Origin of the sequence: Youngiibacter fragilis 232.1, from assembly GCF_000495435.3 — a bacterium.
GTDB lineage: Bacteria > Bacillota > Clostridia > Clostridiales > Clostridiaceae > Youngiibacter > Youngiibacter fragilis.
Map to the genome: position 1 here is coordinate 1 of NZ_AXUN02000056.1, position 21,366 is coordinate 21,366.

Annotated in this window: 20 protein-coding genes, 1 tRNA gene and 1 pseudogene; 9 read left to right on the plus strand and 13 right to left on the minus strand. The window is 42.6% G+C overall.

Annotated features, from left to right (window positions below; genetic code table 11):
- Window positions 1–140: 140 nt before the first annotated feature.
- A pseudogene (locus T472_RS03855) lies at window positions 141–665 on the minus strand (aldo/keto reductase); the annotation flags it as partial.
- A 176-nt stretch (window positions 666–841) separates the two neighbouring features.
- On the opposite strand from T472_RS03855, the gene T472_RS03860 reads away from it, so the two are divergent.
- A tRNA-Ser gene (locus tag T472_RS03860) sits at window positions 842–932 on the plus strand.
- Window positions 933–1,157: 225 nt separating this feature from the next.
- Here the strand turns inward: T472_RS03860 and T472_RS03865 are convergent.
- Window positions 1,158–2,864 carry a VirD4-like conjugal transfer protein, CD1115 family gene (locus T472_RS03865; RefSeq protein ID WP_023383166.1) on the minus strand — a complete coding sequence of 569 codons (1,707 nt, stop codon included), beginning with the start codon at window positions 2,862–2,864 and terminating at the stop codon, window positions 1,158–1,160.
- Window positions 2,861–3,340 (minus strand): PcfB family protein, encoded by a 480-nt coding sequence (locus tag T472_RS03870; RefSeq protein WP_023383165.1) that lies wholly within the window; start codon window positions 3,338–3,340, stop codon window positions 2,861–2,863. Before T472_RS03870 ends, T472_RS03865 begins: the two co-directional genes overlap by 4 nt.
- Window positions 3,341–3,516: 176 nt before the next feature.
- On the opposite strand from T472_RS03870, the gene T472_RS03875 reads away from it, so the two are divergent.
- Window positions 3,517–4,110 (plus strand): type IV toxin-antitoxin system AbiEi family antitoxin domain-containing protein, encoded by a 594-nt coding sequence (locus T472_RS03875; protein WP_023383164.1) that lies wholly within the window; start codon window positions 3,517–3,519, stop codon window positions 4,108–4,110.
- The gene (locus tag T472_RS03880; RefSeq protein ID WP_023383163.1) at window positions 4,107–4,937 is read left to right on the plus strand and encodes a nucleotidyl transferase AbiEii/AbiGii toxin family protein; all 831 of its coding nucleotides are present in this window, start codon (window positions 4,107–4,109) and stop codon (window positions 4,935–4,937) included. The genes T472_RS03875 and T472_RS03880 overlap by 4 nt, the downstream gene beginning before the upstream one ends.
- A 115-nt stretch (window positions 4,938–5,052) precedes the next feature.
- Here T472_RS03880 and T472_RS03885 read toward each other — a convergent pair whose 3' ends face one another.
- The 6 genes from T472_RS03885 to T472_RS03910 all read right to left on the minus strand — a co-directional run bounded on the left by T472_RS03885 (window position 5,053) and on the right by T472_RS03910 (window position 9,042).
- Window positions 5,053–5,499 (minus strand): DUF3846 domain-containing protein, encoded by a 447-nt coding sequence (locus T472_RS03885; protein WP_278279620.1) that lies wholly within the window; start codon window positions 5,497–5,499, stop codon window positions 5,053–5,055.
- Between the two features lie 39 nt (window positions 5,500–5,538).
- On the minus strand, window positions 5,539–5,889 hold the full coding sequence (locus T472_RS03890; protein WP_023383161.1) for a DUF7768 domain-containing protein: 351 nt from the start codon (window positions 5,887–5,889) through the stop codon (window positions 5,539–5,541).
- Between the two features lie 123 nt (window positions 5,890–6,012).
- Entirely contained in the window at window positions 6,013–6,948 is a 936-nt protein-coding gene (locus T472_RS03895) for a DUF6017 domain-containing protein (protein WP_052011748.1), read from the minus strand.
- A gap of 66 nt (window positions 6,949–7,014) precedes the next feature.
- On the minus strand, window positions 7,015–7,938 hold the full coding sequence (locus tag T472_RS03900) for a ParB/RepB/Spo0J family partition protein (protein ID WP_023383159.1): 924 nt from the start codon (window positions 7,936–7,938) through the stop codon (window positions 7,015–7,017).
- Entirely contained in the window at window positions 7,895–8,716 is an 822-nt protein-coding gene (locus tag T472_RS03905; RefSeq protein ID WP_023383158.1) for a ParA family protein, read from the minus strand. Before T472_RS03905 ends, T472_RS03900 begins: the two co-directional genes overlap by 44 nt.
- Entirely contained in the window at window positions 8,701–9,042 is a 342-nt protein-coding gene (locus T472_RS03910) for a hypothetical protein (RefSeq protein WP_023383157.1), read from the minus strand. The genes T472_RS03905 and T472_RS03910 overlap by 16 nt, the downstream gene beginning before the upstream one ends.
- A gap of 154 nt (window positions 9,043–9,196) precedes the next feature.
- On the opposite strand from T472_RS03910, the gene T472_RS03915 reads away from it, so the two are divergent.
- Window positions 9,197–10,882 (plus strand): DUF262 domain-containing protein, encoded by a 1,686-nt coding sequence (locus T472_RS03915; RefSeq protein WP_023383156.1) that lies wholly within the window; start codon window positions 9,197–9,199, stop codon window positions 10,880–10,882.
- Window positions 10,883–10,912: 30 nt separating this feature from the next.
- On the plus strand, window positions 10,913–11,404 hold the full coding sequence (locus T472_RS03920) for a hypothetical protein (RefSeq protein ID WP_023383155.1): 492 nt from the start codon (window positions 10,913–10,915) through the stop codon (window positions 11,402–11,404).
- 236 nt (window positions 11,405–11,640) lie between these two features.
- On the opposite strand, the gene T472_RS03925 is transcribed toward T472_RS03920, so the two are convergent.
- The 4 genes from T472_RS03925 to T472_RS03940 form a co-directional block, all read right to left on the minus strand.
- Window positions 11,641–12,216 carry a helix-turn-helix domain-containing protein gene (locus T472_RS03925; protein ID WP_023383154.1) on the minus strand — a complete coding sequence of 192 codons (576 nt, stop codon included), beginning with the start codon at window positions 12,214–12,216 and terminating at the stop codon, window positions 11,641–11,643.
- A complete protein-coding gene (locus tag T472_RS03930; protein WP_023383153.1) occupies window positions 12,182–12,523 on the minus strand; it encodes a hypothetical protein in 342 nt (113 codons plus the stop codon). Before T472_RS03930 ends, T472_RS03925 begins: the two co-directional genes overlap by 35 nt.
- A gap of 407 nt (window positions 12,524–12,930) precedes the next feature.
- The gene (locus T472_RS03935; protein WP_023383152.1) at window positions 12,931–13,851 is read right to left on the minus strand and encodes a glycyl-radical enzyme activating protein; all 921 of its coding nucleotides are present in this window, start codon (window positions 13,849–13,851) and stop codon (window positions 12,931–12,933) included.
- A gap of 14 nt (window positions 13,852–13,865) precedes the next feature.
- Entirely contained in the window at window positions 13,866–16,259 is a 2,394-nt protein-coding gene (locus tag T472_RS03940) for a pyruvate formate lyase family protein (RefSeq protein ID WP_023383151.1), read from the minus strand.
- A 63-nt stretch (window positions 16,260–16,322) separates the two neighbouring features.
- On the opposite strand from T472_RS03940, the gene T472_RS03945 reads away from it, so the two are divergent.
- The 4 genes from T472_RS03945 to T472_RS03960 form a co-directional block, all read left to right on the plus strand.
- On the plus strand, window positions 16,323–18,008 hold the full coding sequence (locus T472_RS03945) for a PucR family transcriptional regulator (RefSeq protein ID WP_023383150.1): 1,686 nt from the start codon (window positions 16,323–16,325) through the stop codon (window positions 18,006–18,008).
- 246 nt (window positions 18,009–18,254) lie between these two features.
- Window positions 18,255–19,400: a CapA family protein gene (locus T472_RS03950; protein WP_023383149.1), complete on the plus strand. Its 1,146-nt coding sequence runs from the start codon at window positions 18,255–18,257 to the stop codon at window positions 19,398–19,400.
- A gap of 69 nt (window positions 19,401–19,469) precedes the next feature.
- On the plus strand, window positions 19,470–20,765 hold the full coding sequence (locus T472_RS03955; protein WP_023383148.1) for an SLC13 family permease: 1,296 nt from the start codon (window positions 19,470–19,472) through the stop codon (window positions 20,763–20,765).
- A 332-nt stretch (window positions 20,766–21,097) separates the two neighbouring features.
- The coding region (locus T472_RS03960) for an AAA family ATPase (protein WP_023383147.1) at window positions 21,098–21,366 on the plus strand (269 nt) is incomplete at its 3' end.

Consider the following 21,366-nt stretch of genomic DNA (forward strand, 5'->3'; position numbering starts at 1 on the left):
GTAGTTGTTCTCCTTGGTTATTTGTGGTGTGTTGTAACTCAACAATAAACCATCAAGGGAGATACATCTACTATTTTTTTCACTAAAAAAAGCCTCTGTCAATTCAAGAGGCATAAGTATAGAATTTAGACAAGGAATTATCGCGTAGCGATTTTGTTCAATACCTGATTCACACGGCAATTTTTTCCTAATGGAACTGAAAGCAGTTCCTCCATGTCGTCAGTATCGAAGTTCGAGACTCCCCAGTTCCTTATAAGTCCTTCCTTCTTCAGCTCTTCCATGCAGGCTACTGTCTCAGATAATGGCACTCTTCCCCTCCAATGAAGAAGGTACATGTCAAGGTAGTCAGTTCCAAGTTTAGCAAGGCTCTTTTTGCATGAGTTGAAGATATTCCTTCGTCCTGCATTATGTGGATATACCTTGGAGACAATAAAAAGGTTCTCTCTATTGATATCTTTTATCGCTTCTCCAATGAGCTCTTCTGACAGACCTTCACCATACATCTCTGCAGTATCAATGAGCGTCATCCCAAGCTCGATTCCAAGCCTTAACGATGCTATCTCATCTGCTCTCTTATTCTTATCTTCCCCCATATACCAGGTTCCCTGTCCAAGCCTTGGCATCATACTTCCATCATTGAGTTTTATGAAGTCTTCCATGTTCATCCTCCTGATAATATATGTGCAAATCTAAGTGAGACAGATTAAGTTTTTCGCTAACAAACCACTTGTTTCACTCATCGAGTAAAGTCTCAAGAACTTGCATTTTGGGATTGTTTTTCCCCTTTACTTTATAGTATACTATCATTTGTGGATGTCAAAGCCATCTGCAAATTGAATATGGAGCGGTATCGAAGTGGTCATAACGGTCCTGACTCGAAATCAGGTGACGGAGAAATCCGTCCGTGGGTTCGAATCCCACCCGCTCCGCCAGAAGTACGTAGCTTTCCTCAGATAGAGGAAAGTTACTTTTTTTTACGAAAATATCAATCAAAGAAATATGATGGATATTATTAAAGGACTCATGAAACAACAATTAAAGAATCATTTAAGGTAACAGAAGGTATAATTTAAATATTAAGCTATGTAAATTGATATTATTAAAATATATATGCATAAAGTCACATTTAAAACCATAATACTATATATAAAAAACGCTTAAAGACGGGTGGACAGGTACTTCTCGATGTTGAAGGCGTTGCGCGGGTCTGCATCGGAGAGGTACCTGTAGTTGGGGTGTTTGGTGATGTCGTACTTGTTGGACAGAAAAGGCCGTACCCCGCGCAGCTGCAAAATGCATTTGCCGCCGTCCAGTACAGCCAGTTCGTCGATGCTCATCAGCTCCTTTCCGAGTTTCTGGTAGTTCAGACTGTGGGAAACCTCACGGCCTCGACTTTCCCCGGTGTTGAAGGTGTCGATGGTCTCTTTCCCAAGGGTTTCTGAAAGCTCTTTTAATGTGGTGCGCTCCTTGCCGCCCAGAAAGATCGTGCTGTCCATATTGCCGATAATGGTGTCACAGTGATCTTTATAGAGAGCCTTCAGCTGGGACTGAGCCTGCAGCACCAGACAGGCCGAGATCTCCCGGCTTCGGATGGTGGCTACCAGCTTTTCCAGCTTGGGAATTTGACCGATATTCGCCGCCTCGTCAATGAGGCAGCGCACATGCACAGGCAGACGTCCGCCATAGACGTCATCTGCCTTGTCGCATAGCAGATTGAAGAGCTGCGTGTAGGCCATGGAAACCAGGAAGTTGAAGGTGTCATCGGTGTCGCTGATGATGATGAACAGCGCCGTTTTCCGATCACCCAGGGCATCCAGTTCCATTTCGTCATAGGCCGTCAGGTCTCTGAGCTCTTTAATATCAAAGGGCGCAAGACGGGCCCCGCAGCTGATAAGAATAGATTTGGCGGTCTTCCCAGCAGCCAATTTGTACTTTTTGTACTGCCGGACAGCAAAATGCTCCGAGTCACGTTCCTCCAGAGCGGCGAACATCAGATCCACCGGGTTCTGGAAGTCCTCGTCGTCCTCCCGGACCTCGGAGGCATTAATGAGCTCGATGAGCGTCGCAAAATTTTGCTCACTCTCTGGAGCCTCATAATGGATGTAGCCCATGAGGGCGGTATAAAGCAGGGTCTCCGCCTTCACCCAAAAATCGTCTCCGGCTTTGCCTTCACCCTTGGTGTTGGCAATGAGGGCCGTCACCAGCTTGAGGATGTCTTTTTCACTCTTGATGTAGGCAAAGGGGTTGTAGTGCATGGATTTACTGAAGTTGATAGTGTTAAGGATCTTGATCTTGTAGCCTTCCCTTAAGAGAAGCTGTCCGCATTCCACCACGACGCTACCCTTGGGATCAGTGACCACATAGCTGGAATGGCACTGCATGAGGTTGGGCTTGAGCCAAAACCGTGTTTTACCAGATCCGGAACCGCCCACCACCATGACATTTTTGTTGCGTGCGAGCCTTGGGTCCTTGGGTCGGTTGTTCATGGTCAGGCGCTCTGTCTCCGTGAGGATAACGTTGTTGCGAAAGGTGGGATCAATAAAGGGCTTGATGTCCTCAGGTCTGCCCCAGCGGGCTGAGCCGTATTCGATGTTTTTGCGGTACTTCTTGGCGTTCCGGCCTTTCACATAGACTGCGAGCTTGATGCCAGCTGCGATCCCAATGCCCAGGATCAGATCCTGTAGGAGCAGGCTTGGCCAAGATGACTGGAAAGCTATAGCAAAGCCGTCCATCAGATGCAGCACTTTTTGTGAGATATCCAGCCCTGGAGAATATCGCCAGGCCTCTCCAAGCTTTGTGGCAAGTAGAGCGATCAGAACATAGGGGAGGTTTAAAAGGAGCATCCGCTTAATTTTTCCTGTCATCGCGTCAGCTCCTTGTCTTTGTTTTTCACCCGGTCCATGACCTTGGTCTGAACCAGGACCTTGAATTTTGCAAGCTGCTCCAGGATGGAAGGCTGCTTGTCCTTTTTGAGGACCTTCGCCGTATATTCTGTGAAGGCCGCGGTAAGAGCGTCAGCATCCCGGGCTTTGAAGAAGACCAGATATTTGGGCTTTTCTCCAGTGGTGTCTTTCTTGAGGGCATAGTCCACGCCGTATTTTCTGGCGACCTGCTCAAAGGACTTGATGTTTTTATCCGTGATCTCGATGTTGGAGACTCCGGCATTCTGACCGATGAGTTCCTTCACGGTCTGCTTGCCATGGGGGATCTGCGGCGGACTGTCCCGGCTCTTCTTCATTTCAGCCAATAGTTTGATGAGTGCAGCCTTTAGAACACGCCCGGTCATTCGGGTGGTACTGACGGCGAGGGCGACGGTCCTGTTTTCCACTTCTTCCTGCATGAAAAATTCCTCCTTTACAAGTACTGATTATGGAAAAGCTCAGTTTCTAATAGCTGAACTTAGAGTGTCAGCGAGAAAGTAGTTTTTGATCGTTATGCCGTGTCTTGATAAATTTGTTTACAAATATACTTAAACGGACTACAATATAAGTATATTTGTAAAAAGGGGTGATGATGATGAATTACCTGGAAAAACTTGAAAAGCTCATTCAGAAGCAACACGGCACAGTTTTAAGTGCTGACCTGGATATATATGAAATTCCTAGAACCTATCTTCAAATGATGGTAGCCGAAGGGAAACTGGAAAGAGTGGATCGTGGTGTTTATGTTTCAATCGATGCCATTGAAGATGAAATGTATGCCATGCAAACGAAATATCCAAAATTGATTTATTCTCATGAGACTGCGCTCTATTTGCATGGTCTTTCTGACAGGACGCCTTTTGAGTATTCAGCCTCTGTTCCAAGTGGTTACAAAGTGGTGGGATCAGTCGCAGATCGATTCAAAATCTACTACATCAAAAAAGAGCTGCACGAACTTGGCGTTGAAACGGTGAAGAGTTCACATGGCAATCCAATCAGAGCTTACGATGTCGAGAGAACTGTCTGTGATTTGATCAGAAGCAGAAGTCGGATTGATGTCCAGATTCTAAATGATGCGTTGAAACGATTTGTGAAATTGAAATCTGCGGATCATTCAATTCTCTTGGAATATGCCAGGAAACTGAAAGTTGAAGCAGTACTAAAAAGCTATCTGGAGGTGCTGATATGAGTGGGAAAGCCATGAGCTTAAAAGCGAAAATCAGAAACTTGGCCAGGAAGAAAGATATGTCCGCCCAAGTCGTGCTTCAAAACTACATGTTTGAACGGTTCCTGGAAAGGCTTTCTCAATCAAAGTATCAGGATAAATTCATCCTGAAAGGCGGAATGCTGATTGCGGCACTTGTCGGCATCGATAACCGATCGACAATGGATATGGACGCAACGATTAAGACTTATCCTATCAACGTTGAAGCCCTGACCAAAGCGATCAATGACATCTGCAGCGTTGTCATTGATGATGATGTGTCCTTCTCATTTTCCGGGATCGATGCCATACGGGACGATGATGCGTATGGCGGTTATCGAGTGAGCATTATGGCTGAATATGATACCATCACTACCCCCATGCAGATTGATATCACAACGGGTGACGCCATCACACCAAAGGAAGTCCTCTATTTGTTCAAAATGATTTTTGAAGAAGGCAGCTTCGGAATTTGGGCTTATAACATTGAAACCGTCTTGGCTGAAAAAATGGAAACTATTCTGAGAAGAGGTGAGCTGAATACGCGCCCAAGGGATTTTTACGATGTTTATATCTTGGCGAAGACCCAGCGTTTTGAACATTCGATATTTGTAGACGCCCTGAAATCAACGTCTGCACATAGGGAAACGACTCATATCTTTACGAACATCAGCAGTCGACTGGATGAAATCAGTGGAAGTGACACATTGAGATCCAGATGGAGTAAGTACACAAAAGATTATCGGTACGCGGATGGGATCACATATGAGGATGTCATGGAGGCCATTAGGGGATTGGTTCAGACTCTCTGATTAATTTGACGTATATACAAAAATACGTATCAGTCGAGTAAAGTAAGTATACTTGTAATTGAAAGTCGCCTTCTCAATAACAATCTCTTGAGAAGGCTTCTTCAATTCAAGTTTGCTAAAGCTCAGGTTCCGTGGACTTCTGCTTCGGTTTGGCCATATGCAGCTCGTCCTTTGGTTTGACGGGAATGGCAACGATGTGGCTGCCCATCTTCATGAAGATCTCCGGAGCAGCATACTTCTCTCGGTACTTTTCTGCCAGTTCAGGAGTCAGGGAGTCAAAATCATCTTCGCCGAGTCCGCAGACGATAAAGGTTCCGGCGATGATGTCGTAGTCCTCCAGTTTTCGGTTCAGCGGAAGACCGATGAGTTTTCCTTCAGAATGGCAGACGATGGCAACCGGGTCATCATAGGGATAGACGGCTTCGATGTAACCGCCGACAACCTGCTGCAGGGACTTCAGGTCACCGGTGATACTGGCCATACGTGGTGCTTTTTCGGGTTCAACAATCAATACATCCATAGATTTCTTCTCCTTTTCTGTTTTTGAAATTGCACGAAACATTCCTTTTAAGCCATGTTTTGTGCAAAATCAGAAATGATGCTATTTATTGGTCTTTTGACCATGACTCTTCACCGTCAGAATTCCGTTTAAGGTTGTTGCTGGGATACGATAGCGCTCAGCGATGGCAATGTCGTTTTTCACGGCTTCGTCGATTCGAGATCCACAGACTACGAGGACGTTGGAGCGTCTGAGGTAATCAAGCTCAATGTCCTGTCTGTCCTTATGCTCCTGGGGGATGCCGTCATCAATGAAGGTTGAAAGCATCAGAATTGGACATATCGGACTGTAGCCAGCATCAAATACTTTCCTGCTGTATTTGGCTGCGATCTCCGTATTCTCAGTTGGATCAACGCCCCATGAAGCGGTGATGTAGGCGAGAGGTCTTTTCATTTTGAGTAACTCCTTTCAGAAAAGATGAACTTTTGAATCAGTTTCTTTTGGCCGGATGAAACTTTGAAATTTGATAATCGTGCTAATTTGATTAGCGAAACTTGCATGAAAATTAACCCCATCTTATTTGCCGGGCTTAATAAGGCTCCCTAGATCCTTGTAAAAGTGGGAACCTGCTCCGTAAAGATCATGTTTCACCAGCGCTGTGTAATAGCTGTCGATGGTGGATGGTGCATTGAATAACGTCGTCAGAAGATATTTCTTGATGTTCCGAATGAAGGTGGTGTTTTTATCCAGGCATTCAAAGACATATTCGATGTGGGTGCTATCGATGCGCTGCAGCCGTTCTTTGACCAATGATGCAGGATAATCATCCCCGGCAACGGTGATGTAGTCTCGCTTGGAACAGAGGGTCTCCACCATCAGATCCACGATTTCATCCAGACGATCTTTGTCATAACGCTGAACAATAAACTTGTATTCGATTTTCTCCTGGATGGACTCCTTGATGGAATGAGCATCCAATCCAATCTCATCCTTCTCGATCTTGGCTTCTCTTGATAGATCAGGGATTGATGGATGTTTACTTAATCCTTTAGTCATTAATGGTTCTTTATTTGTTTTCTTAGTATTTAATTGCGTTGGATTTTCCAACGTAGGTTTCTCCAACTCTGGATTATCCAAGATTGGATTTTCCAACATTGGTCTTTCCAAAACTGGCTTCTCCAATATAGGCTCTATGCTTTCTGTAGAATTTGTCGCCAGGTGAGGCTTTTCATAAATCGTGTAATCCGTACCCTTGAGGTGACCAAACTCATTTCTCTCTCTGGTTCGGACGATGTAGCCTGCCCGTTCCAGTTCACTGACCGCTTCGCGAATGGCATCGATGCTCTCCCGGTTGATCATAGAAAGCCCCTTTAGGGTGTAATCCCAGTCTTCCGGGAGCGACAGCATTTGAGATAGAAGCCCTTTGGATTTCAGCGAGAGATCCTTGTTTTTCAGATGATGATTCGCCATAACGGTGTAATCCCTCGTTTTCTCAACTCGAAATACAGCCATCTGCATCCCTCCTTTCGACCGGTTGAATAAAAAAAGCGCTTCACATCGAAGCACTTCGGAGAGGAATTACCGTTCATGTGATTGCTGGCGCTTCCGAGACCAGCCTTCCAGTAGCTTGATGATGGTTTCCTCCATCTGCTGGGGTGTATAAGACTTCGGGAAATACTTCTTTAGCTTCTCGCCGGTGAGCGTCACTTTATCCGGTTCACCTTTTTTATCTTCAGACATGATGGAGGTCATAACATCAAAAGTCAGCTTGCCATCCTGACTGTATTTTTTCAGGCGCTGAGCCTGTGACAGGGAAGGTGTAGCCTGCTCCATGTCCATGGCTTCCATCAACTGGACCTGTTCATGAGACATGAGGTATGAAAGCTCAACCGCAGGATTAAATGCGATCTTCTTGGCATCGACCATATCAAGCAGCTCAGGAACAAGCTCTGTCAGGCGAATAAATCTCCTAACCTGATCTTTGCTTATCCCTGCGTCATCTCCGACTTTTACTGCTAATAACTTCTGTGCAACTTGCGTAGAAGTTAAGTCCGAACGAGCACCTTGACGCTTAATTGCTTCCATTTTTAGCTTGAAGGCGAAGGCGCGTTCACTAGGCAGGATGTTCTCACGTTGAATATTGCTGTCAACCATGATAATGGTGGCAGCGTCATTGTCGAGATTGCGGACGATGCAAGGGAGAGTCTCCTTACCGGCCAGCTCACTGGCACGTTTGCGCCGGTGACCGGAGATCAACTCATACCCACCTTCTTCACGAGGACGGGCGATGACCGGTACCAGGACGCCGTGTTTGGTGAAGCTCTCGGCGGTCTCCAGCATTGATTCATCATCTGTCACCTTGAAGGGGTGATTCTTGAACGGATGTAAATCTGTCAAAGGAATATCGATGACCTTCTCTTGGGTTGCTTCAATCCTGTTTTCTTCGGTCTGAAATATCTCATCGTAGGAGGTCAGATTTAGATTTCTGCCGCTGGGTTTCAAGCTTCAGCACCTCCTTCGTCAGATTTCTGTAAGCTTCTGCTACTTTACCCTTGGGATCATGGGCAAAGATACTTTTCCCATAGGAAGCAGTTTCTGCCGCCCGCACGGAGTGGGGGATGTCCGGGTTAAACACCTTCAGCTTGGTTTCGTATGTTTCCCGCAAGAGAGCACTGATTTCCCTGGCGTCATTGGTCCGGTTATCTACCATAGTCAGCAGGATGCCATCGATCTTCAGCTTAGGATTGATTTGGTTGCGGACTTTGTTGATGGTTTGAAGCAGCTGCTCCAGGCCTTTAGCGGACAAATACTGGGCTTGGACAGGAATGAGGACACTGTCTGCCGCAGCCAGAGTATTGACCGTCAGCATTCCAAGAGATGGCATACAGTCAAGTAGGATGTAGTCATAACCGGATTTAATTTCATCAAGATACTGTTTCAGGATCTTCTCCCGGCACATCACATTGACCAGCGATACCTCAAGTCCAGACAGCTCAATGTTAGCAGGCATCAGATCCACGCCTTCTGAATGATGCAAGATGCCTTCCTGGGGAGAAAGCTCTGTGTCATACATAGTCTTCCCTAAGACAGAGGAGAGTGTCACTGGAAGTTGATCCGGCTGAGAATGACCTAAACTGATCGTCAGGCTGCCCTGAGGATCACAATCCACGAGCAAAACCTTCATGCCTTCAGTGGCCAAACCGATGCCTAGATTGGTGCAGGTGGTGGTCTTGCCGACTCCGCCCTTCTGATTGGCGATGGCGATCACATTGCATGGCAAGGGAGATCACCTCCGACCCGATTCAAAATTTCAGTCAGGAATGAGGTCAGGAAGCAACTGTAGAAAATGCTTGGCCTCTGCTCCATAACAATAGGGCAGTCGATCTCTTCAGGCATCTGGCTGCCCATGATTTCGTACATCATCCCGAGGAAGACAGCGAATTGCTCATCATCCGTGATGGAATGCATGTAGAACAGGGTATCGACGAATTCGCCCAGGCTATCCAGATCATCAAAAGATTCAGATACAACCTGTGCAAAGGCTTCGCCTTGCTGCTCCGCCAATTGATAGACTTGCTGGTAGCGTTCATTGAATTCTTTTTTCATTCTTAACCTCCTCAAATTTGTTAAATATAAAAAGATGTGTAAATGGTTTAACTAATTTGTTAAAATTGACATATGTGATGTGATTATCTAACAAGAACCAAATGCATTGAGGTACTCTTGATGTAAATTGGATACCAATAAAAAGGGGGACCAGATGATTAAAAAAATTACAGGGGCAGAGTTTCCACTGTCCAAAATTTTCAGCTCAGAATTTGATTACCATATTCCTGCTTATCAGAGGCCGTATGCTTGGACGGAGGAAGAATCAGGGACGCTTTTTGACGATCTTTATGATTTCTTCAGAACTGAAGATGATGACAATTACTTTCTAGGAAGTATCGTATTAATTAAAGAGGACAATAATCCCCATTCAGACGTAATCGATGGACAACAAAGACTCACAACGTTAACCATTTTACTTGCAGCACTGGCTTCTCATTTTGACGGAGAAGTTAAAGATGCATTTCGTGGGCATTTAAGAGAACCTGGGAATGTCTTGTCAAAAATTCCACCGCGTGCAAGATTGCATCTCAGACCCAAAGATCAAGATTTTTTTGAGAAGTACATTCAAAACATCAAGCTGCAAGAATTGTTGGAAATTGACCCTGCTACTTTGGAAAATGAAGCACAGAAGAATATTCAAACTAATACGCGGGTGCTACTCGAACGTATTAAGAAAAACTTCAATGGTGATACTCAATCACTGATGGATTTTGGTAGTTTTATTGTCATGAGATGCTACTTGGTTGTGGTCTATACTGCGAGCCAGCCTTCTGCATTCCGTGTGTTCTCGGTTATGAATAGCCGTGGACTGGATCTTTTAACAACTGATATCGTAAAGGCTGATATCATTGGGAGTATTCCGGAAACCGATCGTGACGAATATACCGAAAAATGGGAAGACCTCGAAGTTCAAACAACAAGAGATGGCTTTAATGATGTCTTCACTCATACTCGAATGATTTATGCAAAGATTAAAGCGAAGAGAACTCTGCTTGAGGAATTCCGAGAACACGTTCTTCACCTGAGAAGCCCTAAAAAATTGATAGATGAAATTCTTGAGCCATACTCAGATGCGTACACTGTACTGAAAAACAAAAATTATTCTGCTACTAAGAATTCAGCCGAAGTTAATCATTATCTGGTGTGGCTCAATAAAATAGATAACTCGGATTGGATGCCATCAGCTATTCGATTTCATGCCGAACAAAAAAATAATTCAGACTATATGCTTTGGTTTGTCAAAAAACTTGAGCGTTTAGCTTCTTACATGCATATTACTGCTAAAGATATTAATGCTCGAATTGAACGTTATGGTCGAATTTTAAATGAAATGGATGTTAATCTCAGTCACGACATCAACAATCCTCTCAAGTCACTCGAACTAAGCGCAGATGAAAAAAATGAGTTCTTAAAGGCATTGGATGGCGAGATATACAGGATGACTTCAAGGCGTAGAAACTATGTCATTCTCAGATTGGATTCATTCGTCTCTGCAGGTGGAGCAACATATGATCCAAACATCTTAACTATTGAGCATGTTCTTCCTCAGACTGTTAAGCCAGGATCTGACTGGGACAAAAAGTGGCCAAATCCTATAGAAAGGGATCTCTGGTTGAATAAGATTGCTAATCTTGTACCGCTAACTCGCAGACACAATTCAGAAGCCCAAAACTATGATTTTGATGTAAAGAAATCAAAGTATTTCACTAGTAGGAATGGCACTTCCTCGTATTCTTTGACCACTCAAGTATTGAATGCTCATGATTGGCTACCTGATTACGTGAAGAATCGGCAACAGAGTATACTTGATACGTTCAAAAAAAACTGGGACTTGTAATCTTACTATGATAGATATAGGAGGAACCAAATGAAATTCGAAAATGAAGGTGAAATACTAAAAGAACTCGGTATGGAATCTTGGAGGAATCTTTCCAAGGAAAAAATGATTAGATTTGCTGCTATGATGCCCGATATGGATAAAGAGGTTGCTCTTAAAATCATCCAGCAGCTTCCTGAGTTCACCAAATTTGCTTTAGAAGCATTGAACGTAATGGAAAAAGAGCATGCTAATACTTTATCTTCTAACAAAGACAGTCAAGAAAATGTACATAAAGCATACCAAGACATTAGAGATATTCTTAAAGGTGAACTAAAGCATGAAAATATAAGCTCAGAAGAGAAAAAATACATTCTCGAGTTAATAATGGAAACCGGTAAAAAAGAAGCCGAGAAGGATTCTGAGAACAAGCAATTTCTCGGAGGGCTTTTCCAATCCGCTGCTGTTGGAGTTGGAGCAGTATTACTTTCGGCAGTGGTTTTTGTCGGCGGGAAATTCTTATTGCAAAACGGAAAAGACTAATTCAATTTACAAAAGTAGTTGTCTCCTAAACTATGTCAATACTCAACCCGCTGCTGTTTGGTAGCGGGTTGAGTGTTGATTAAAGGTTTCTTTCATGGCGACCTCCTTCAAATTTGGCAAAATAAAACCGCCACGTTTGTGACGGTTTTGCTGCGGGATCATCTCGCAGTCATAGTAATAGATTTTGTTGGGAACTAGAGCTGCCTTTCATTCTCATGACTCAAAATGGATTCAGATTATCCTTTGCTCTTGAAAATCTTCTTGATTTGTTCTTCTCCATATTTTGAAGGAATGCGTGCCTTCATAAATTCCGGACCAGATAGAAATTCTAGAAGCCACTCCTTGGGTACTAAGTAGCGGTTTCCCATATCAAAGTGTTTAATAGCGCCCTTATTGATCCATTTCAGTAGGGTAGTGGTTGAATATCCAGTAAGGCTGGATAACTGATTGACACTAAGAACATCTGGGTACTTGGATAGCTTCTTTAGATAATGAACACTGATTTTCCGGATGTTTTCAGGAGTCATCAAGAGATCCTCCTCATCAGGTTTACCATAGGTTTTGTACCATCCCGATGGGGCTGCATATCGTCCGGGATCTTTTTCTCTTGATTCCAAATACTCGATGACGTCCTCCAACTTGATTTTGTATTTTCTTGTTTTTTTACCGCTGTTCACACAGGGGACGAGTCCGTTGTCCAGCAAATGGGCAGCGGTTTTTTTGCTGATATTGCAGATTCTGTAAAACTGATCCTTGGTTATTACGGACGGATATAGCTTATAGAGAAGCTGATATTTGCTTTTTTTCTTCATGGATTTCACCCTTCTTTTTTTGACTGTCAACGGCAGGTGAAGCCCATTTTTTCGAGAAATGGCTTAAAATGGTGCCTAATTCTCTCCTAAAAAAATATTGCATCCGTAGAAATGATTTATTTTCAAGCGATTCAGTTCTTATTAGTTCTCTCCTGAATTCTCTCTTTTCTGCAAAAAAACCATCTTTTTGACCCAAAACAGAGCAAATCCGGGACCCATTCGAACTCATGGGTTTTAAGGATTTTTGAAATTTTTTTCGTCCAGGACCCTTGATAATACTGCGTTTGTAGGTTCCTATATCTTCCACTATAGTCTTCTAAAGGTAAGTATCTTATGAATGGAAGGAACGTCTCATAATATTTTGCTGAAAATCCGGATTCTCGATATGCCGTAAATACATCCTTTGTCTTCGCATAATTGATGATATGTTTCTTCACAGCCATTTTGAATATAATCAATTTGAGCTAATTGCTTTCAAATGATGATATTAAATTTAGCTTAGTAATTCAGAACACACAGATAGTGATGAACGATTTAGCTGGATGTTGGTTGTATGATGTATGCATCGGAGTATGTGAGTCCTCAAATATTTGTTATTCTAGCTCGTAAATGTGCTTATGAAGAAAGGAAGAACTGTTGACCTCAATATTTGAGTAACAGTTCTTCCTTTGATATTGTTATGAGGAATGTTTCAAAAGATAATAATGAAGTAACTCACTTGGCAGGGGTTATTCCGTAAGACCGAATTATGCTTAGGTAGTCTTCCATTGCTTCCTGTGAAGGTGAATGGCTTCTAAAGTTTGATCTTGATTCTTCCAACTGGTCCCGTTTGCCCTCACCCATTGCATGGTAGGGTAGAAGGTTAACTTCTATGCATGTGGGTACATTCTCTACAATGAATGAACCCAGCTTATGGAAGTTTTCCTTTGAGTCATTGTAATTAGGTATTACCGGGACTCGGATTATTATGTCCTTCTTTATATCGGTTGAGGCCTTCTTCAGGTTTGACAGTATCAAGTCATTACTTACTCCAGTGCATAACAAATGGTTTTCTGGAATCATGTGTTTGATATCATAAAGAACGAGGTCTGTATGTTCAAGTACCTGGGACATGATTTCCCATTTGGAGTAACCACATGTCTCGATTGCAGTGTGAAGGCCAAGCTTTTTACATTCTTTCAGGATGTTTTTTGTGAAGGCGTACTGGTAAAGCACTTCTCCTCCGGTCAAGGTTACACCACCACCTGATGTTCCGTAGAAAAGTCTGTCCTGCAGCACTTCTTCGATTACCTTTTCAACAGTGTATGTCTTACCCATGAGGTTTCTAGATTCGTTCAGGCATGCATCTGCGCATTTACCGCAGCCGTTACATAAAGAACGGTTTGTCTTCACATGTCCATTCTCAAGTGTAATTGCATTTTGTTCACAGGCACTAACACATGCACCGCAACCAACGCATTTGGATATTTCATACATTATCTGAGGTTGTATCTGGTTTGATTCAGGATTCTGGCACCAGAGGCAGTTTATCGGACAACCTTTAAGGAATACGTTTGTGCGTATTCCCGGGCCATCATGAATGCAGTAGTGCTGAATATTGAACACAATTCCAGATTGACCATTTGACTTTTCCATCTGTATCTCCTGTCTTAGAGGTTATGCTCGACTCTTGCTATTACCTCATCTTGCATCTGTGGATTCAATTGTACGAAATATGCACTGTAACCTGCAATACGTACAACGAGATCGCGGTATTCTTTTGGATTTTCCTTTGCCTTAATCAGTGTTTCCTTGTCAACTACATTGAACTGTATATGCTTACCTCCATTTGTAAGGTAGGTCTGGACCATGCTGGCAAGTTTGTCCAGGTCATCTTCTGTTTTCAGAGCTGATGGATGGAATTTCATATTAAGAAGCGTCGCCTGGAATGGATCCTGGTCAATTTTCATAGCACTACTTAATACTGCGAGTGGACCATGGGTATCCATGCCATGCATCGGGGACATCGTACCATCCGCCAATATCTCGCCACTGAAACGTCCATCAGGAGTAGCCCCAGTCAAACCACCACCTGGCTGGTGTGATGTGATTGATATTCCGGTTGGAATATGGACTCCACCAAGAATAGTTGGCATTGTGTCAGCAGTATCACAAAGGAACTTGTAGCATTCAGCAACTATGCTATCAACATAATCAATATTGTTTCCGAACTTTGGAGCTTCAAGGAAGTCTTTCCTCATAGCCTCATAACCTGTCCAGTTGCTCTCAAGGGCATCATATAGATTTGATAGGGTATACTTCTTCTCATCAAATACCAATTTCTTGATCGCTGCCAATGAATCCCCGACATTTACCATACCTATGGGATTCAAAACAGCGCCATTCTCAAACGGCATTGTCCTGCAGAAGGTATCTACGCCTGATTCAATCCCTTCATGCATGAAGCATGAACGCAGTGGATCTGGAAGCAATTCCTGAGTAATTTTCAATTCAACATTATTCTTCTCACCAACGATTCTATAGCAGTAATCCATTTCCTTTTTAAGTGCATCAAACAGCTCTTCAAACGTCTGGAACTTAGTGAAGTCTCCTGCATTTATGCCACATGGCTTACCAGTCTTTGAGTCGATGCCCTGATGGCGGAATATATCAAATATAAGAGGAATTGTTACCATCGGGACTGGACCTGTTCGCGACTTGCCTGGAATGTTGGCATCCAGGCATCCTGTCATGACAAATTCCCTGGCATCTTCGATGGATACGCCCCTTGATGTGAACGTCTTGATATAGGACTCTTCACCAACGAAAGCGGGGAGACCAAGACCCATTCGCACAACTTCAAGAGCCTTTACCATCAGCTTTCTTGGCGTACCTTCATGGATACGGAGAGTCAGGGTATGATGAGGAGTTTTGGTGATTTTCGCAGCATCCAGGAGCATGTATGTAAGGTCATTGGTTCCATCCTCACCGCTTGACTTGACTCCACCAATTGTAAAGTTATGCCATTTTGCCATACCAGCGTTCTTTTTTCTGTTGTTTTTGCCGGAGGTGCGGTTCAGCTCCATATCCTTCAGCCTGAGGCAGCATAATAGTTCCACAGCTTCCTCTTCGGTTATCTTTCCATCCTCAAGATCATTCTTGTAGAAAGGATACATGTACTGATCAAAACGGCAGCCAGGTAAAGTTGTTGACGGACTAAGCATGAGGAAGGTGAACCAGAACGCCTGGATTGCTTCTTTAAATGACCTTGCTGGATTTGCTGGGACATTCATGCAGATTTCTGCTATCTCTTCAAGTTCCTTCCTCCTTGTTTCATCCTTTTCTACACTAGCCATGTCTGAAGCGAGTTTTGAATATCTGGCGGCCAGTTTATTCATAGCCTTCAGGCACATGATAACTGATTCATAGTAGCGGTACTTTTCAACTGATCCATTCTCATAGAACTGTATCTTTGACTTCTCTTCTTCGGCCTGAGCAATCATAGCATTGGTTCCGAGATAAATCGGCTTGGTATAGTCGATTGCCAGAAGGACCAGTGAAGGCCCAAGTCCAAGACCGGACTGTGCATAACCGCCTCCAACACCCTTTCCGCTTTCCTTTTCCTGCCATGGAGGCAGTATCAGACCTGTTTTAAGTAGTGAAATGATACGCTCATTCTCGTAGAATATCTCTCCCATCTGTCCAATGAGAGTAGAAGGATTATGCTTCTTGTTCAGTTCCTGCAAGTCAATTACGTCCTGAGGGTCTATTTCAAAGCCGTCTTCTATAAGGGATTCTATTTCCTCCTGAGACCAGATGCCATAATGCGGGTCAATCTCAAGACCCATTGGTTTGCTTGCACCAATTCCAACAATCAGCTCATCATCAGCGATTGAAATTGGCATCCTATCAACAGTGGCATCGAATATTTTCGCTCTTTGAATCTCGACTGGGTCGTTTTTTGTTTGTTCCATGACATCAAGGGTTATTCGATACTTCTCAATGCAGATTGGGAAAGTATCTACAACTACCCTCTTTTTTATTCGCTCTATTCTATCGTACAAGGTAACAGTTCTCCCTTCGCTATTAGTTTAGTTGTATAGTAACACCTTGACTTTGAGGATAACATGGTTATACTGTACATAATTAGCGACAGGATATATCTAATCAGTATGAATTTGGGGGTATTTGCTTTGTTGAATCTAGGAATAATGATGCACTCACTTAATATCAGACCGGTGTACAGTCACATCAGACACGAGGTTTTATCTGATATTGAAGGGATCTTCCTGATGTCTCCAGATGAAGGCATATCAGCAGAGTATATTTACATCACTAATTATCAAGTCTTTTGTGAGTCAGTACGTAATAATCCAATACCAGACAAGGCAACGATTGTTATTGCTGATTTTGATGATGAGCTGCTGCAAAATGCGGATAAATCATTAATGGACGATAAATTAGACTATAATTTGATTGCTACAGATACCTCTTTATACAAACTGCACAATATGCTTAACAGGTACCTGATTTCTCATAAGAATTTGTTGCTTAATCTTCATCTGCATTCAGAGTATGGAATTTCAAACCTGATTAAACTCATAGGCAAGCAGATGAATGCATCAATAATACTTATGGATCTTAATTTTCACTGCATTTCGGCAAGTACGCTTGTATCAGATGACACTCCATTAAAACGGAACTTCGACGACCATGGATATCTGAACAGCAAGATAGTTACTGGCTATTTCCTTGATGAACAGATTCTTAAGGCTCCGATTACTGCAAAAGTCTCTGATGACAATATGTTCGCATATTTTTCTCCGGTACATGTCAACAGTGAGATTGAAGGTTACCTGCTTGCCACAAGTGTGAATGAGGAACCCTATTCAAGAGATACATTTTATACGTTAGGCGTACAACTGGGCAACTGCATTGCATCAAAAAAGGAAAACATCAACTTCAAACATGTATCATTCAATTCAATAATCCAGGACCTCACATCAGAGGAAACTCCTGACCTTGACGCATTACAGCTAAGGATCAAACAGCTCAAAATAAAGCCAAAGCCATACATGAGGCTGGTTGTTACAGAATTCGCCCGAAGGCTTGGCTATACTGAAGATAGCGTTCTAAAAGAAGCGCACAGGATATTCCCGAATGACAACATGACCTTCCACGACCATTACCTGATAGTAATGATTACAGGAGATACATCTGTCTTTCCGCTTAAGTATGTTAAGGATGCATTTGAGCTATTTCTGAAGAAGTATGATGGAAGGGCGATAATAAGCAGACCTTCGAGCAGGACTAGGGGATTGAGGGTATTCTATTTCCAAAGTCTCCATACATTAAAATTGGCATGGAGGTTAAATACTGATCCCGAAAGCAGGAGTGAATTATTCTCGAGATATTGTGTTTATCATGTTATCGACGTATGCTCCCAGTATATTTCGGAAGTAGATAAATCAAGTGACATCATCTACCTATGTCACCCGGGTATTGTGGAAATCAGCCGTTATGACAGGGCTTATAACAGCAATCTTAGGCAAGTGCTGTTCACATATCTGTTGAATGACCGGAACATCGCTAAGACATCCAAAGAATTATTCATGCATCGAAATACGACAATATACAAGATAAACAAGATTGAAGAGCTGATAGGAGAAGACCTGTCTGATGGATACCTGCGTTTCCAGCTGATTTTCTCTTGCCTGCTGATCCGCTTCTTTGAGTTGGGACAGGAGAAAGAGGTCCAATTCACTTCTTATGAGAGAACACGAAACAAGTTTAAGGATAAGACAATGACATGAGAATGAAGGATAAATACCAATAGCTAAGCAGTAAGCTGTCACATCCACCACTTCCAGGAAATACCCGGAATCATTGCATATTGCTAACTGAGAGGACTCATAACCTGAGTTCTCTTTTTGTTTTTCAAATTACAGATATGGTCACTCTGCACATATAAACCTGGATAATTTGGACAATATGAATATGTCAACATTTACATGTAAAATGTTAGTATTATAACAAATCAATAAGAAAGGAGATTTGTTGTGGATCATAAGGAATTACTAATGTATGGTGTGGGCGATTGCGCTCCATATCGGGATGACCTGAGTTCTTCCTTCAGACATGTATCCGAGATGTTTCAAGGAAGCGACCTTACATTTGGGCAATTGGAAGCAGTACTCAGTCTGGAAGGGGTACTATCAACTTGTACTCGCATGCCTTGCAGTTCAAAGCCAGAGCTGGCTAAGGTGATGAAAAGAGCAGGATTCGATGTTATTTCATTCTCATCGAACCATGCGCTGGATTATGGAAGAGATGCCTTCTGTGAGACCTGTCAGCATATTCGTGATGCTGGTTTATATCTTACGGGGGTAGGTGAGAATGAAAAGAATGCACGCACATTTCCAGTACTGGATATCGAAGGAACTAAAATCGCGGTCCTAGGATACAACTCAATATTGCCACAAGGATTTTGGGCACAGGAGGCAAGACCTGGATGCAATCCTGCACGTGGGATTACCGCCTATGTTCCTGTAGAGCATGATCAGCCTGATACACCTTGTCGCATGTATAGCTTTCCCCATCCTGATGATTTGAATCGGATGATCGAGGACATCAATCTTGCCAAATCTTTGGCTGATGTAGTCGTAATGTCAATACACTGGGGGATTCACTTCAAAGAGGCGGTAATCGGTGACTATCAAAAGTATTACGCGCATTTTGCCATTGATAATGGGGTAGACCTTGTTCTGGGACATCATGCACACATTCTTAAACCGATTGAAGTATACAAAGGAAAAGTCATTTTTTACTCGCTGGGGAATTTTGCCATGGAAGAAGTCACAGATATGGTGAGAGACCAGGCATCAATCAAGCAAGACATGAAGACTTCAAAAAATCATACTGAAATGACAGCAATAAGCGATGCTTTCAAAGTTACAAAACGTAGCTTCCCAATGGATTCATACATGACAATGGTCGCAAAATGGACTATTAAAGATAAGAAAATCAACAAAGTATCATATCTCCCGGCATACTTGCCAGAGGATGGCGCCCCATACGTGTGCCAACCTGAGGATCCTATGTTTGAACAGATTAACAATTACATGAACAAAATCACAGGGCTGGAGAAAATGGACGTGTCAATATACAAGGTGCGTGGGGAAGAAGTAGTCCTTGTAGAGGAATAGCTTAGCTAAACCAGGAATTTTAATTAGTGACGTCATTAATAAATACATTATTATGAGAGGGGATCAAAAATGTCTACAGGACTAATAATTTCAGTTTGCATGTTAGGAATTGTTGTAGCAATTGCATTAGGCTTCAAATACGGAGTAAATATGGGCGTGACAGGTATTGTGTTCGCTTATATTGTCGGCTGCTTCATGATGGGATTGAAAGTTAAAGAGGTTGTTGCCTTATGGCCAAACTCAACAATATTCCAATTGATGAGCATTACTTTGTTCTTCGGTTTTGCAGTCGTTAATGGAACGATGCAGTCAGTCGCAGACCATTTACTCTATGCAGTAAGGAACAAGTCATGGCTGATATCATTTGCAATTTATTTTGTTGCCATTATTTTGGGAGGATTAGGATGTCCACCTCCAGCAGCGAATGCAATTATGGCAGTTATAGGATTTTCGATAGGATTACCAGCCGGCCTTCACCCATTTATAATTGCGTGGGCAGTATGTAATGGCGCAGCTATTGGTGCGTGTTTGCCATGGGCAGCATCAGGCTCAGTTGTTAGTTCTACAATAGCCAGTGTAGGTTTCGAAGCAGAAGCTAGCCTGATGACATGGAAGTTTTTCTTTGCTTACCTTTTAATAACCTTTGTCCTTCTGATAGTGCTCTATATCGTGTTCAAGGGTAATAAGCTTAAGAAAATAAATGTTGAAAAGCCAGAACCATTCAGTGCAATCCACAAAAAGAGCCTGATTGTTATCGCTGTAGTTATCGGCTTGGTTTTAATCCCAGGGCTCATAGGTAAATTTGTCAAGATCAGCTGGCTCGTGACATTTGCAAGATATGCTGACATTCAGATGCTTGCAATGATAGGGTTTGTAGTATGTTCACTCATGAAACTGGCAGATGAGAAGCAGGTAATCAAAGCAGTACCATGGAATACTCTTATACTCGTCGGTGGTATAGCAACATTGATGAGCGTAGCAAAGGAAGCTGGTGTTGTTGATGTAATCTCAAGCTGGCTGAATGCAAATGCACCTTCATATGCCGTTGGTTCTCTTCTTGCAATACTTGGAGGATTCCTGAGCTTCTTCTCGGGCGGCATCAATACTGTATTCCCAATGCTTGCGCCTATGGTTCCTTCACTGGCTGTCGGATCAATTAAGGCAGTTACACTATTCATCGCAATCCTGCTAGGAGCATGCTACACCGCAATATCTCCATTCTCGACTGGAGGGGCGATATTCATGTCAAACTGCCCTGATGAAAAGATGAGAGCTAAACTGATTGGAGGTCAGTTAGGACTTGCAACCTATGGAATGGTAGTAACTGCAGTACTTGCTTTAGTAGGAGTGTTAGGTATCTTTTAAAATGTGACATTAACTTACGTACACTATATATAGATTCAAAAATGAGGTTGTTCAAAACATAGTATTGAGCAGCCTCGTTTTTTCGTTACCTCGTTGAGATTCGAGTAATCAAACACTTTTAATAATAATAGTAGATATTTGAAATGTCAGATAGCCGATGTTAAGAATATTTGTGTAGGGCTAAGGTTTTTAGCTTCAAACAATGTTAGTGCAAAATAATGTGGAAATTACAAAATCAAAGTGTGAAATAATGTAAAAACGAATCTGAAAAATACTGATTAATACACGTATAAATGCTATGCTATTGTTAGTACCCTTAAGGAGGGACTCAAATGTATAGAAAAATAATGAGCTTTTTTGAAGAGTGGAAGGCAAGCAAACATCGAAAACCATTGATTTTACAAGGAGCAAGGCAGGTAGGGAAGACCTACTCTATTCTGGAGTTTGGGCGTAAACACTATGAAAATGTCGCTTATTTCAATTTTGAAACCAATCCGAAGCTCAATGAAACCTTTGATGAAAAGATCAGTCCCGATTATCTTATTCCAATTCTTTCGCACATCGCAGGGCAAACCATAGTTGTTTTAGACCGCTTGAAGTG